Here is a 13,868-nt window from a genome sequence, read left to right as displayed (position 1 = left end):
TTACGACGGCGTCTATAACCCTGTAGATAATCCTTTTGATTTGACTGAAGAAGCAGTAAAACAATAAAAAAAGCGGCACATTTTCTTTTGGAAAATGCGCCGCTTTTCGCTTTAGTCTTCAATACAAAGATACTGAATCACTTCTTTTAAACTTTTCTCTTTCATCGATTCGATATGTAAGTGATATCTTTCGAATGACAGATGTTTAGTTAACGGATTTGGTACAATCACACAGCGCAAGCCTGCTGCCATGGCAGCTTTTGCTCCATTAGAAGAATCTTCAAATGCTAAAGCTTCAGAAGGCTCTACGCCTAGCTTTTCAATTGCATTTCGGTAAAGAGCCGGATCTGGCTTCACTTTTTCTACATCATCGCGCGTTTGAATGACTTCAAAATAGTGCAGCAAATCTAGCTCTTTTAAAAATGCTGTTACCCAGTCGCGATATGAGCTGCTTGCTAAACCAATTTTTAATCCAAGTTCTTTTGCTTCTGCCAAGTACTCTGCTACACCTTCTCGGGCTACTAATGATTTCATTTTTTCTTGATGACGTCTTAACGATTCTTGAGCCAGTTCCTCTTTCGTGAACTCATTGTTAAACTGCTGAAGCAAATAATCGTAAAGTGCCGTAGCATCCGTTCCCACATAAGAAGCAAACGTTGCAATCGGTAGATCTACTCCCCTGTCTTCTAACATTTCGCGGTACACCTCGTACCACACTGATTCTGTATCAATAATTAATCCATCAAAATCAAACACAACTGCTTTAATCATAATTTACCTACCTTTTTCTATCTTATCGTTCTTACATAGTAACACGTTCAAAATACGTAATCCATAAATGTGGCTTCCTTAATAAGATAGGCTTAAACAGGTAGTTTCTATCCTTACTTTTCTCCGACTTTCATCAAAGGTGACATTTCTTCTGTTTCCTTAAACTCAATGGAAGACAGCTGCCTTCTAAAACCTTTCGTTGCATACACCAAATAAACTAAACCAGCAATCGCCCAGCCAATCCCAAGTAAAAATGAATTGCGCTCCAAGTTAAGCCATAAAACGCCAATCGCTGCTGCTCCTAATAGTGGCATAACAATGTATGACAAAAATCCCTTAGCCGACCGGTGCTGCTTTTGATGAACAGCATAGTGCGCGATAACCGAAATATTAACAAAAGAAAACGCAATGAGTGCTCCAAAATTAATAAATGAAGTAGCCGTTGCCAGACTGAAGAAAATGGCAGTTGCTGATACAACTCCGACCAATACAATATTTCGCGAGGGAGTGCGCAGCTTAGGATGAACATAACCAAAAAATGACTGAGGTAAAATTCGATCCCGTCCCATTACGTATAATAAACGTGAAACGCTTGCATGCGATGACATGCCTGATGATAATGTTCCTGCAATTCCTCCAGCTAAAAAGACAATTTGAAACAGCGTGCCGCTCACATACATAGCAATTTCAGGAGCTGCAGCGTCTGGATGCTTGAATCCTTCTAACGTTGGAAAAACCGCTTGGATAAAATAAGATGTCACGGTAAACATGACTCCTCCAATTAACGCAACTAAAAAAATAGCTCGCGGAATCGTTTTTTTAGGATTGGGCGTTTCTTCTGATAACATGGCCACTGCATCAAACCCTAAATAGGAAAAACACATAAGTGTCGCTCCCGCTATTAGCCCTGATGACGTCATGTTCTGATTAAAAAAAGGCTTCATAGAAAAAAGGGTTCCTTCCCCCATTCCGCCTAGCAACGCTTTGACTGAAACAGCAACAAACAATACTAAAATCGTCATTTGAAATACAACAAGAAACGTATTGAAATTGGCGGTGAAATTAACGCTTCGTAAATTTAGCAGCGTAACGATAATGACGAAACTGACAACCCAAATCCACGATGGTACCGAAGGAAAAATAGATGATAAATAAATTTGAAAAATAAGTGCGTTAACCATCGGTAAAAAGAGATAATCCATTAGTGCAGACCAGCCAACTAAGAACCCTAAATGTGGATTGATTGTCTTTTGCGTATATGTATAGGCTGAGCCTGCATTTGGAAACACTTGAATCATCTTTTTGTAGCTTACTGCCGTGAGAAGCATCCCGACAAGGGCTATGATATAAGATGTGGGAACGTGTCCATTCGTCATATCAGACGCAATCCCAAACGTATCAAACACTACCATCGGAGTCATATATCCGATCCCCATTAATACAATCTGCCATAATTTCAACGACCTTTTTAATGTTACTGTTTCATGTTTCATTTATCTTCCCCCTTCACTTTATTAAGAACATTCTGACAATTTAACCCATAAATGCATATGATTTAATTTCTTTATATAAAAATGAATGACTTTCATTCATTTTTATATAAAGAGTTGTTACATTTACTATAAGCAAATATATGATTTATTTCTTTAAGTTGGTAAGGGTTGCTAACAAACTATCTTTTTCTTTTATCATATTATGAAAGCGCTTTATTTTAAATAGCTATATATTCCTAATCTCCTGCTATATCCACGCAGAAATACCCTCTGAATAAGAGGGATTTCTGCTTACAAACTGTTATTTAATCATCGTATCCAATGACTCTCTTTTCGTTTTCACTGCAACTAAACTAGCAAAATCATGAATGATTGTAGCTGCAAGCAAAGAGGTTATCTGCGTTGGATCATAAGCGGGCAGCACTTCTACCAAGTCGAATCCAACATAGTTAAATCCCGTCAGAGAACGGATCATTTGCAGCGTTTCTCTGCTGCTGAATCCGCCTACTTCAAGCGTTCCCGTTCCCGGTGCACACGAAGGGTCAATAAAATCAATATCAAATGTTAAAAAGCACGGGGTATCTCCAATCGCTGTCTTCATTTGCTCCAAAATCAATGAAAACCCTTGATGTTCAAGCTCTCTTGCCGTTACTACATGGTAACCGAGATCTTTGCTTTCTTGAACATCTCCCGGATGATTTAATGTTCCGCGAATACCAATTTGAAAAACTTTCTTCGGATCTACTAGCCCTTCTTCATATGCGCGTATAAAAGGAGATCCGTGCCAATATTTTTCATCATAATACGTATCCCACGTATCTGTATGAGAATCAAAATGAATCATAGCCACTGGGCCATATCTTTTAGCAGCAGCACGAAGGCTTGCTAAAGTAACAGAATGATCTCCTCCGATTCCAATTGGAACGATTCCTCTATCCATAAGAGCTCCTACCGCTTCTTCCATTAATTCATAGCTTCTGTGAATATTGTGCGGAATAACCGGCACATCACCAATATCAATGGCATTTGTATCATCAAATGGGTATACGTCGTGTACCGGGTGATAAGGAAACAGCGTCATGGAAGCTTGACGAATGGCTTGAGGTGCAAAGCGTGCACCTACTCTGAAAGATGCTGCCGTATCAAACGGCATTCCTACTAGCCCTACTTTTGCATTTTCTCTTTCCGCTGGCAGCCTCATAAATGAGCCCGTTGTACAAAACTCTGGTTTGACATCTGGGGACAATGGATATTTCATAATTTACTCCTCCGTTTCAATGATTTCAGTTAGTCGCTAGGCATTTCCACTACTAAAATCATTGAAAGCAATACAGGAATAAGAAACGTTTGACGACTCATATTCATTGCTCCTTGTTACATTTATTGGTGGTTCAGCCCATTTAATACTTTTTCAAATGTAGAAATGACTTGATCTACTTCTTCAGCTGCAATAGTCAACGGTGGCTCAATACGAATTGTTTTAGAGTTTACAAGCGTCCCAGCTACTAGAATTCCTTCATCAAACATTCCCTTAGAAAGCGCGTAGCCAATTTCATCTTGGTGGAACTCAATTCCAATCATTAAGCCTTGCCCTCTGATTTCAAGTACTTTATCTCCATGGTTTTCAGCAGCTTTCTTTAAACCAGCAAGGAAATATTCTCCTAGCTCTTTTGCACGGTTTGGCAGCTGTTCTTCAATCAACACGTTAATAGTTGCAATAGCCGCTGCGCAGGCAAGCGGGTTGCCTCCAAACGTTGTTGTGTGCATAAACGGATTATCAAAGAAGCTTGAAAACACTTTTTCTTTTGCTACAACCGCGCCAGCAGGCATAACTCCTCCTCCAAACGCTTTAGCAAGACATAAAATATCGGGTACAACATCGTATAATTCTGATGCAAACATTTCACCGGTACGTCCCATGCCTGTTTGAACTTCATCAAAAATTAAGATAGCGTCGTACTCATCACATAGTGCACGCACTTCTTTTAAATAATTTTCAGGAGGAAGAATAATGCCCCCTTCTCCTTGAATTGGTTCTAATAAAACAGCTGCCACATCTTCCCCTACAAGCGCGCACGTTTCAAATGTTTTGCGCATCATGTCAATATCACCAAACGGTACATGACGGAAACCTGGAATTAACGGCAGAAATGGTTTACGGAACATTCCTTTTGCCGTACCTGATAAAGAACCTAGACTTTTTCCATGAAAAGAACGTGTTGTGGAAATAAACGTTGTTCGATCACTATACATTTTCGCTAGTTTTAAAGCGGCTTCTACACTTTCTGTTCCGCTGTTTGTGAAAAAGGAATACTTCAAATCCCCCGGTGTAATATCTGCTAAAATTTTAGCAAGCATCGCACGAAGTGGATCTAATAAGTCTTGGCTATGAAGGGCTTGACGCTGAAGCTGATCTTGAACAGCTTTGACTACTTTAGGATGACGGTGTCCCACGTTATAAATTCCAAACCCGCCCAAACAATCAATGTATTTTTTACCGTTTACATCCGTAAAACAAGAACCTTCATCTGACCATTCAACAGCTGCAAACTGCGTATCCACCGTTACTGTTTTACGATATTCTAAAAAGCCTGGGTTGACATGCTCGCGAAATCCGTCTACTGTTTCTTTCGTAATCCACTGTGCTTCTTCAGCTGACACTTCGCTTTTTTCAATAAGTCCCAGCACTTTGTTGATATATTCGTTTACTTCACCATATGCTTTGTTTACCTCTTGATTTTTCGTCACTGTATTCATTTTAATATCGCTCCTTCTCTACTTTTTAATTTTTAAACCAGCCGATTGGCTCTACTTGTAAATTAATATTAATTTGTTTTACTTCTTGAAATTCTTCCAATCCAAACGTGCCCAGTCCTCGGCCAATTCCGCTCTGCTTATATCCGCCCCAAGGTGCTTCGTTAAACGTAAAATGATACGTGTTTACCCAAGTGATGCCCGCACGCAGCTTTTTAATCACCCGAAGAGCTTTTGCACCGTCAGTTGTAAACACGCTGCCTGCCAAACCATATTCCGTATCATTTGCAAGCTTAATAGCTTCTTTTTCATCTTTAAACGTTTGAATAACAACCACGGGCCCAAAGATTTCATCTTGCACAATTTTCATATTTGACGTAACGCTACTAAAAACCGTAGGTTCTACAAAGAATCCTTTTTCCAATCCACTGCTGGTGATTCGATTGCCTCCACATACAAGGCGGGCGCCTTCTTGCTTTCCAATTTCGATGTACTTTAATACTTTTTTCATATGTTCTTCACTTACAAGAGGACCCATTTCAATCTCTTGGTCCATTCCATTTCCTACTTTAATTTTTTGAGCACGTTCTGCAAAACGTTCGATAAATCGCTCAGCAATGCTTTCTTCTACTAAAATACGAGAACCTGCAGCGCAAATTTGGCCGCTCCCTGCAAAAATTCCAAACAAGGCATAATCTACAGCTGTTTCAAAATCAGCGTCAGCAAATATAATGTTCGGTGACTTTCCTCCAAGTTCTAAAGATACCTTCGTTACATTTTCTGCTGCTTGACGCATAATGTGTTTTCCAGTTACCGTTCCGCCTGTAAAAGAAATCTTATCAACACGCTTATCTTGAATAAGCGTATTTCCCACAGTATCTCCGGCTCCCATAACAAGGTTTGCCACTCCTTTTGGCAATCCTACGCTTTCTAAGATCTCAAAAAGTTTTGTAGGAGTAACTGGTGTCACTTCAGAAGGTTTAAATACAATCGTATTTCCTGCAGCTAAAGCAGGTGCAATTTTCCACACGCTCATTAATAGCGGATAATTCCAAGGTACAATCAATCCGCACACGCCGATTGGTTCTTTTATAACCATTGCTTGCATAGGTGCAGGAACGCTGTACGTTTGACCGTCTGGCTTTGTAATTAACCCAGCGTAATACCTAAAACAAGCAGCTGCATCTTCCACATCAGCCTCAGCTTCACGATAGGGCTTTCCGTTATCCATTGTTTCTAATGCTGCTAGTTCTTCTTTCGCTTCCTCAAGCTTATCGGCAATCTTGAATAAGATGGCTGCTCTGTCAGATGCAGAAGTCTCAGACCAAATTCCGTTGTCAAAGGCTTCTCGTGCTGCTTCAATTGCTGCTTTCATATCTTCTGCGCTGCCTTCTGCAGCATATCCAATCACTTCACCTGTCGCTGGATTAACAGTAGAGCGCTGCTTCTCTGCTTTTCTCCACTCTCCGTTTATGTACATATTCAAGGTTAAAGTTTTAACGGCTGTACGATCCATAAAATACCTCCTTATCGAATAACGACTGATTGTCAGTCATTTTAAACCTTAAAAAAACTTATAATTCTGATAATTAATTGTATATTTTGAATGAATGTCAGTCATTTTAGTAGATGTAATATCAGCAGTGCTAATATTACACGGATGGCACAAGAGAACGCTTTAAGAATTGAAAAAGTTCTTCCTTTGATTGCTCAAGTGTGACATCTTGCTCTCGCCCGATATAAAAAAGTTCAGCAGCATTTTCAATCAAATTAATCATCGTCTTAGCTGTCCATTTAACGTTAAGCTGCTTGATGACTTCTTCCTTTCTAACAGCCTGATTTAATACCTCTTCAAACCAGTTGTAATAAGGTAAATAAATAGCTTCCCATGTTTCTAATGAATAGTCAAAAGCGAGCCCTGAATAGCATAAAACAAGAACATCCCTATATTCATCTGTTGTTTTATACGTTTCGTCAATCATTACCTCTAATGTACTTAAAAAATCCGTTGCTGTTTTAGCTCGTTCTTTGATTTTTTCAAGTGACAAAGAAAGTAAGTTTTCTGCAATAGCCGGAATAAGAGCATTTTTAGATCTGAAATAAAGATAAAAAGTCCCTTGTGCTACGCCTGCACGCTTTACAATGTCTGAAATTGATGTTTTATCAAGTCCTTTTTCAGATATGACTTCAATCGCTGCCTGTAAAATCTTATCGTATTTTTCACTTGTGCTTGTAACCAACTTTTTCCCTCCACCTATAAAATGAATGACTTTCATTCATTTTACTATAAGAAGTTGAAATTATGCAAGATAAAATTTTCTGAATCTTTAAATTCAATCAAAAATTTATCCGTATGCTGGCTTCAAAAATATTTTTTTATTTTATCAATTTCCTCTCACGTTTCTTATATGTCTCACTGTTATCTTTCTTCCTTTTACAATTCAAGGTAAAAGCTGATGCAAAGCTCTTTAATCACCTATTCTTCCTAAAAAATAACTTTATTAAAAAGATATTTTTTCGTATCGGTTTATACGGCTCAATTGCCGAATTACTCTTGACTTGAAGTTGACGGAGTAAAAAAAAGAGTGATAACATGTAAGACTGATTCTACAGTCACTTATTTTATCCATTTATTTCCCATATTTTCTCTTAACTACGATGTACATTTTTAGCTAAAAATAACTTTATAACGCCGAAAAATCACCCACTCTATTTCACATTTTATATTTTTTATGTTTACCACCTAAAAAAACCGGGTATACACTTCGTTGTGTTTAGCATCCGTTCTACATATCAGTCATATTGATTTAAAACTTTATAAAGGAGTTACATTGCATGAAGAAACTATTTTTAATCAGCATGATTTGTTTTCTTCTAGTTATTACTTCAGCTTGCGGCAACGGTAATGGCGCCTTTAAAGATAAAAAAACCATTACCATGGGCATGAATAACTATACTGAAAACATTGCCTACACGTACGTATGGAAACAGATTTTAGAAGATCGAGGTTATAAGGTTAGAACTGTTTTCTTAGAGAAAGCCGGTGTTTGGGTAGGAACAGCTAATAACGACATTGATATTTCGTTTGCACCATGGCTTCCTACAACAGATGCGCCTTTTTACAAAAAGTATAAAGATCAAGTAAACATTGAAGACCCTTGGCTTAAAAATGCGCGCTTAGGATTTGCGGTTCCCGCCTATATGAAAGACGTGAACACAACAGAAGACCTTGCTAAGGTTGCTTCTGATGTCGATAACAAAGTTATTGGAATTGACCCAGGCTCCAGCATTAACGGATTAGCCGAACAAGCGTTAAAAGATTATAACCTTAAAAGCTATACGCTTGTAAAATCGTCTGAGGCAGCTATGCTCAGTGAACTGCGCAAAGCCTATGAGGCAAAAAAACCAATTGTTGTTACTATGTGGAATCCTCACTGGGCTTTTGCAGACTTTGACATCAAATATTTAGAAGATCCTAAAAACTCGTTTGGAGACCCTGACAACATTTACACAATGACAAGCAAGGAATTTAAAAAGACAAATCCTCAAGTCATAAAATGGATGAATAATGCACAGATGAACGATAAATTAATCAGTCCTCTTCTGTCACAAGTTGAAAAATCTTCAAACCCTGAAGAAGCAGCACAGAAATGGGTAAAAAAACATAAAAAGTTAATCGATAGTTGGACGAAAAAGTAATGAACGTAAAAGAAAACAACAATTGAGGTGGACATATGGAACACGTAAAATTAAAAGTACAAAATATAACCAAAGTGTTTGGTAAGAATCCGTCAAAAGCGATTGATTTACTTCAAAAAGGAAAAACAAAAAAAGAAATTCTAGAAGAAACAGGAATGACAATTGGAGTTAATCAAGCAAACTTCGAAATCAAATCCGGTGAAATCTTCGTCATTATGGGCCTGTCTGGAAGCGGTAAATCCACTTTAGTTCGCATGTTTAACCGCCTTGTTGAACCAACATCTGGATCTCTTATTTTAGACGGTGACGATGTAGTAAAAATGAACAAAGAGGAACTTCGCGACATGCGCCGAAAAAAAATGAGCATGGTTTTCCAAAACTTTGCTTTATTCCCTCACCGTACGGTTCTTGATAACACAGAATACGGATTAGAAGTTCAAGGTACACCAAAAGCCGAACGCGAAAAGAAAGCAAAAGAAGCGCTTGAATTAGTAGGTTTAAAAGGATACGAAAATCAATATCCCGGTGAACTGAGCGGCGGTATGCAGCAGCGCGTCGGACTAGCTCGAGCACTTGCCAATGACCCTGACATTTTATTAATGGATGAGGCATTCAGTGCACTAGATCCGCTTATTCGTAAAGACATGCAAGATTTTTTGCTGGAGCTTCAAGAAAAAATGGAGCGAACAATCATTTTTATTACCCATGATCTTGATGAAGCTCTTCGAATCGGAGATCGCATCGTTTTAATGAAAGACGGCAGTGTTGTTCAAGTAGGAACACCTGAAGAAATTATGACAAACCCTGCCAATGATTATGTAGAGCGCTTTGTCGAAGACGTTAATGTAGCTAAAGTATACACAGCTGAAAGCGTGATGAATCGTGCCGAATCCATTACCGTAGACCGTGGTCCGCGCGTGGCTCTTAAAATTATGCAAGAAGCTGGTTATTCAAGCATCTACGTCGTAGACAAGAAAAAAACTCTTCTAGGAGTTGTAACGGCAGATGATATCAGCCGCGCCATTAAACAAGATAAACTGACAGCAGACGTATTAGATACGGATATTCCGACTGTTACGACAGATACGCTACTAGAAAACTTGTACGACAAAATGGTTATCAGCCGTTTCCCGCTACCGGTTGTAGATGAAAACCATCGTCTGCGCGGCATCATTAAAAAAGAGCGAGTGATTGAAGCACTTGCCGGTACTGATAGTAATGAGGTGAACGTAAATGAATAGTATTCCTAAAATTCCCGTTGGCAATTGGATTGACCATTTTGTCACGTTTTTAAATGATAATATCAAAGGGTTTTTTGATGTTATTTCAGCTATTGTCGATGGTATTGTAAGTTTTATTGTACTAGTGCTAACCTTTCCACCAGCATTAATTTTAATCTTAATTGTCGGAATCATTGCTTGGTTTTCAAGTAAAAAATGGTCATTTACTATTTTATCGATGATTGGTCTATTATTTATTCTTAATCTTGGCTACTGGCAAGAAACAATGGACACACTAGCCCTTGTTTTAACAAGCGTATTAATTTCAATTATAGTAGGAATCCCGCTAGGCATTTGGGCATCTCAAAGCGAAAAGACAGCTCGGATTATTACGCCAATCTTAGACTTTATGCAAACGATGCCGGCATTTGTGTATTTGATTCCAGCACTTTTCTTCTTTGGAATTGGTGTGGTGCCAGGTGTTATCTCATCTGTTATCTTTGCAATGCCTCCAACGATTCGCTTAACGAACCTAGGTATTCGTGAAGTACCCGCTGACTTAGTAGAAGCAGCAAATGCCTACGGTTCAACAACAAAACAAAAATTATTTAAAGTACAGCTTCCATTAGCTACAAAAACAATTATGGCAGGAATTAACCAAAGCATCATGCTATCTCTTTCAATGGTCGTTATTGCCTCTCTTGTAGGTGCTCCGGGACTTGGTGCAGAAGTATATCGTGCAGTTTCTCGACTTGAAGTCGGCACGGGCTTTGAAGCTGGAATTTCAATCGTTATTTTAGCAATTATTTTAGACCGTATTACGCAATATTTTGGAAATCGTTCAAACCAACGAGCATAAGTAAAAAAAGAAGCCAACTCACCGGAGTTGGCTTCTTTTTATTTATGTTTGTAGCACGCTACAAAGATTGCTTCTCCTTGAAACGATTCAATTCCCTGTTGATTCGTTTTGATTTCGAAAAACTGTTTAAATCCGCTTGGTACATTCAGCATATATTGAGTAAGCTCACGCTTTGTCTCTTGGGGAACATTCATCATCGCACACCAGTCATCAAATAAAAAGCGCTTTGGAAAAGTTGTCAGCACTTCTGTACGGAATCCTTGCATTTCAAGCATAGAAAGCCACTCTGTTTTTTTATAAGCACGATAATGGCTTGGATCTCTTGTCTTTTCAACTCGATTATAAAACTCGTCATACGCATTCACTTCCGGTGCTACATTATCAATGAGCAAGAACTGTCCTCCTGGCTTTAACACTCGGTATACCTCTTTGATGAACTGTTTAATATTAGGAAAATGGTGCGGTGCAATTCTGCACGTTACCGTATCAAACTTGTCATCTTGAAATGGCATATCCTCAGCATCTCCTTGAACAAACGATACATTTTCATGACCATTTTCTTTAATGAAGCCTTCAGCACTTTGCAACATTTGAGGAGTTAAGTCAAAAGCCGTTACTTCTTGAAAGACAGGTGCTAGCTTATTTGCCACGTGTCCTCCTCCTGTCGCTACATCAAGCAGCTTTCCTCCTCTATTTTCTTCAGCAATTTCCGCTAAAACCGCTAAATCTTTGCCTTTTGCATGACCTTTACTTTTGACATACTTTCCGGCATTCCCCCCGAACTGACTGACCACCATTTCTTTATTACTCATCTATTCTCCCCCCATTTCCCTCTTTAAAACTCTCTCTTACTCTACCTAGTGCATTCACATATTTATTATGAAACGTGTGAATGTATTCTTTTTCTTTCTCCCCACTGATGAAACATGCGAAACAGCGGAGGCAGAAGCAGCCAAATTGTTAAAATACGAAGCACTTGGACCGCTACTACTAACGTCGAATCAGCCTGCAGTACAATGGATGTAGTCGCCATTTCTGCAATGCCTCCAGGAGCAAACGCTAAAATAGACGTGATAAGCTCAATTCCAGTTATTTTGGAAACGAATAGTGCACATACAAACATGGCGGCGATTAAACCAATTGTATTAATAAGCGCCACAACCATAATTTTTTTTACTCCAATGAACATTTCCTTATGAAAGCGAGAACCAATGCTTGAAGCAATAAAAATTTGCGATAAAATCATCACAGAATGAGGCCAGTATGCTTGAAGATTATACCCCACGTACGATGAGGCAGCTGTTTGAACAATTGCAACAGTAAGCATTCCTCCTACTAACCAAGGAGCAGGAAATTTTAGTTTTTTCCCTATATAATAGCCGACTACTGCTGTAACAATTAAAACGCCTGTCCACAACAGTGATCCCCACTCAAAAACACTCGGGGTAACGGACACTGCATGCCGTCCTGTATTACTTCCCCAATAGACTACAAATAAAGGAACAGCAAGCACAACTAAAAACACGCGCATCGTTTGAATGATGCTTACAACTGCCGTATTGGCTCCTACTTCTTCAGCCATGCCTGGCATGGCGCTCATTCCACCCGGAGTCGTACCGAAAAAGCTTGTTAATAAGTCTGTGGAACTGAACTTCCATAGCAAATAACCGGATAAAAGAGAAAAAACAACGGACAGCAAAAGCATAATCGTAATGGTGGACCAGTGAGATTGAAACGTAGTCACCACAGATAAGTTAATCTTTTGACCTAATTCAATCCCTAAAATGCACTGTCCAGCGTACAGCCAATATTTTGGAATGCCTTTTTTGCTTGTTTGAGATAAAAAACGCGGCTTTCGAAAAGCTAGAATAGCAGCTAAAATGAGAGTCCCAAGCATCCAGCCAATGGATAAGCCTGTTAACGATAAAAGAAATCCTCCCACGCTTGTTAATAGAATAAAAAATATAGATTGTAAAAAAACAACTCTTGCGTTCATACCTACTTCCTTCCTTCTACAAGGCTTTTCTTTCTTACACCGAACATTTCTCTTCTTAACTATAGTATAATTTTAGAAATAATTAAAATATCGAAATTTTATTATAAACCATTCATTTTTTTTATTCCTGGAGGGGTAGTATGGACGATCGAGATTGGCTTATTCTACAAGTATTGTACCGTGAGAAAAACATTACAAAAGCAGCCAAGGAGCTATTTATATCTCAGCCTGCGCTTACGCATAGACTGCAGCAGATGGAGAAGGAATTTCATGTTCAGATTGTAAATAGAGGGCGCCGCGGAGTTCAGTTTACACCGCAGGGAGAATATTTAGTGAAATGCGCAGAAGAAATGCTGCTTACGGTTCAAAAAATAAAAGAAAATGTGTTAAACATGGATGATCAATTAACCGGAACTTTACGTCTAGGCGTGTCTAACTTTTTCACTGACTACAAGCTCCCTGGGCTATTGCGTTTATTTAAAGAGCGATTTCCTGATGTTGAATTCAAAGTCACAACCGGATGGAGCAGCGACATGGCTCATCTGCTTTATAAGCACGATGTTCATATTGCGTTTGTAAAAGGTGATTATAACTGGCAAGATCAAAAAGAGCTGCTTTTTAAAGAAACAATTTGCATTGCGTCTGCACAGCCTGTCGACATAAACAATCTTCCCAATCTACCTCGAATTGATTATCATCAAGATCGTTTTTTAAAAACATCCGTTGATAACTGGTGGGCTGAAAATTACTCTCAGCCTCCCCTTGTCAGCATTGAAGTAGATAAAGCAGAAACATGTAAAAAGATGGTTGTAAACGGACTGGGCTATGCGATTTTGCCGAGTATGCTGCTTGACGATGCTGCAGAGATTTACAGATACACGTTAAAAACTAAAGATCAAGTACCTTTAACGCGCAGCACATGGATGTTTTATCATGAGGACTCCTTAAAAATTAACATTGTAAAAGCTTTTATTGAGTTCATTCAAAACTTGGATTTAAAAGATGTACACTGACAGAAAAAGGTTGAGACATACCGAAATGAATCTAATTCTAAAGACGAACAAATGGGATATATG

General features: G+C 38.8%; 12 protein-coding genes. 4 read left to right on the top strand and 8 right to left on the bottom strand.

The features are described from left to right. Nucleotides 1-111 precede the first annotated feature (111 nt). The 6 genes from NST66_RS02960 to NST66_RS02935 all read right to left on the bottom strand — a co-directional run bounded on the left by NST66_RS02960 (nucleotide 112) and on the right by NST66_RS02935 (nucleotide 7,258). Nucleotides 112-771, bottom strand: coding sequence for an HAD family hydrolase (locus tag NST66_RS02960; RefSeq protein WP_014461428.1), 660 nt, complete (start codon nucleotides 769-771; stop codon nucleotides 112-114). Nucleotides 772-884: 113 nt separating this feature from the next. Beyond that, complete coding sequence (locus tag NST66_RS02955) at nucleotides 885-2,264, bottom strand: APC family permease (protein WP_033578140.1); 1,380 nt, start codon at nucleotides 2,262-2,264, stop codon at nucleotides 885-887. A gap of 301 nt (nucleotides 2,265-2,565) precedes the next feature. Further along, a complete protein-coding gene (gene speB / locus NST66_RS02950) occupies nucleotides 2,566-3,522 on the bottom strand; it encodes an agmatinase (RefSeq protein ID WP_340843053.1) in 957 nt (318 codons plus the stop codon). 122 nt (nucleotides 3,523-3,644) lie between these two features. Beyond that, complete coding sequence (locus NST66_RS02945) at nucleotides 3,645-5,021, bottom strand: putrescine aminotransferase (protein ID WP_243495460.1); 1,377 nt, start codon at nucleotides 5,019-5,021, stop codon at nucleotides 3,645-3,647. Nucleotides 5,022-5,046: 25 nt separating this feature from the next. After that, a complete protein-coding gene (locus NST66_RS02940) occupies nucleotides 5,047-6,534 on the bottom strand; it encodes an aldehyde dehydrogenase family protein (RefSeq protein ID WP_047751593.1) in 1,488 nt (495 codons plus the stop codon). Nucleotides 6,535-6,670: 136 nt separating this feature from the next. Then, a complete protein-coding gene (locus NST66_RS02935; protein WP_340843052.1) occupies nucleotides 6,671-7,258 on the bottom strand; it encodes a TetR family transcriptional regulator in 588 nt (195 codons plus the stop codon). 595 nt (nucleotides 7,259-7,853) lie between these two features. On the opposite strand from NST66_RS02935, the gene NST66_RS02930 reads away from it, so the two are divergent. Genes NST66_RS02930 through NST66_RS02920 form a run of 3 tightly spaced genes read left to right on the top strand, consistent with a single transcriptional unit; the run spans nucleotide 7,854 to nucleotide 10,796 of the window. Next, complete coding sequence (locus NST66_RS02930; protein ID WP_340843051.1) at nucleotides 7,854-8,717, top strand: glycine betaine ABC transporter substrate-binding protein; 864 nt, start codon at nucleotides 7,854-7,856, stop codon at nucleotides 8,715-8,717. 35 nt (nucleotides 8,718-8,752) lie between these two features. Then, nucleotides 8,753-9,958 (top strand): quaternary amine ABC transporter ATP-binding protein, encoded by a 1,206-nt coding sequence (locus NST66_RS02925; protein WP_013081886.1) that lies wholly within the window; start codon nucleotides 8,753-8,755, stop codon nucleotides 9,956-9,958. Further along, entirely contained in the window at nucleotides 9,951-10,796 is an 846-nt protein-coding gene (locus tag NST66_RS02920) for an ABC transporter permease (RefSeq protein ID WP_013081885.1), read from the top strand. The genes NST66_RS02925 and NST66_RS02920 overlap by 8 nt, the downstream gene beginning before the upstream one ends. Nucleotides 10,797-10,834: 38 nt before the next feature. Here the strand turns inward: NST66_RS02920 and NST66_RS02915 are convergent, their stop codons facing one another. After that, a complete protein-coding gene (locus NST66_RS02915; RefSeq protein ID WP_049162996.1) occupies nucleotides 10,835-11,608 on the bottom strand; it encodes a class I SAM-dependent methyltransferase in 774 nt (257 codons plus the stop codon). Between the two features lie 65 nt (nucleotides 11,609-11,673). Beyond that, nucleotides 11,674-12,792 (bottom strand): AbrB family transcriptional regulator, encoded by a 1,119-nt coding sequence (locus NST66_RS02910; RefSeq protein ID WP_028412129.1) that lies wholly within the window; start codon nucleotides 12,790-12,792, stop codon nucleotides 11,674-11,676. Between the two features lie 140 nt (nucleotides 12,793-12,932). On the opposite strand from NST66_RS02910, the gene NST66_RS02905 reads away from it, so the two are divergent. Then, nucleotides 12,933-13,805: a LysR family transcriptional regulator gene (locus NST66_RS02905; protein ID WP_028412128.1), complete on the top strand. Its 873-nt coding sequence runs from the start codon at nucleotides 12,933-12,935 to the stop codon at nucleotides 13,803-13,805. Nucleotides 13,806-13,868 lie beyond the last annotated feature (63 nt).

The organism is Priestia sp. FSL W8-0524, assembly GCF_038005965.1.
GTDB lineage: Bacteria > Bacillota > Bacilli > Bacillales > Bacillaceae_H > Priestia > Priestia zanthoxyli.
The sequence above is the reverse complement of the archived record's forward strand: the minus strand, read 5'-3'. Positions and strand labels throughout refer to the sequence as shown.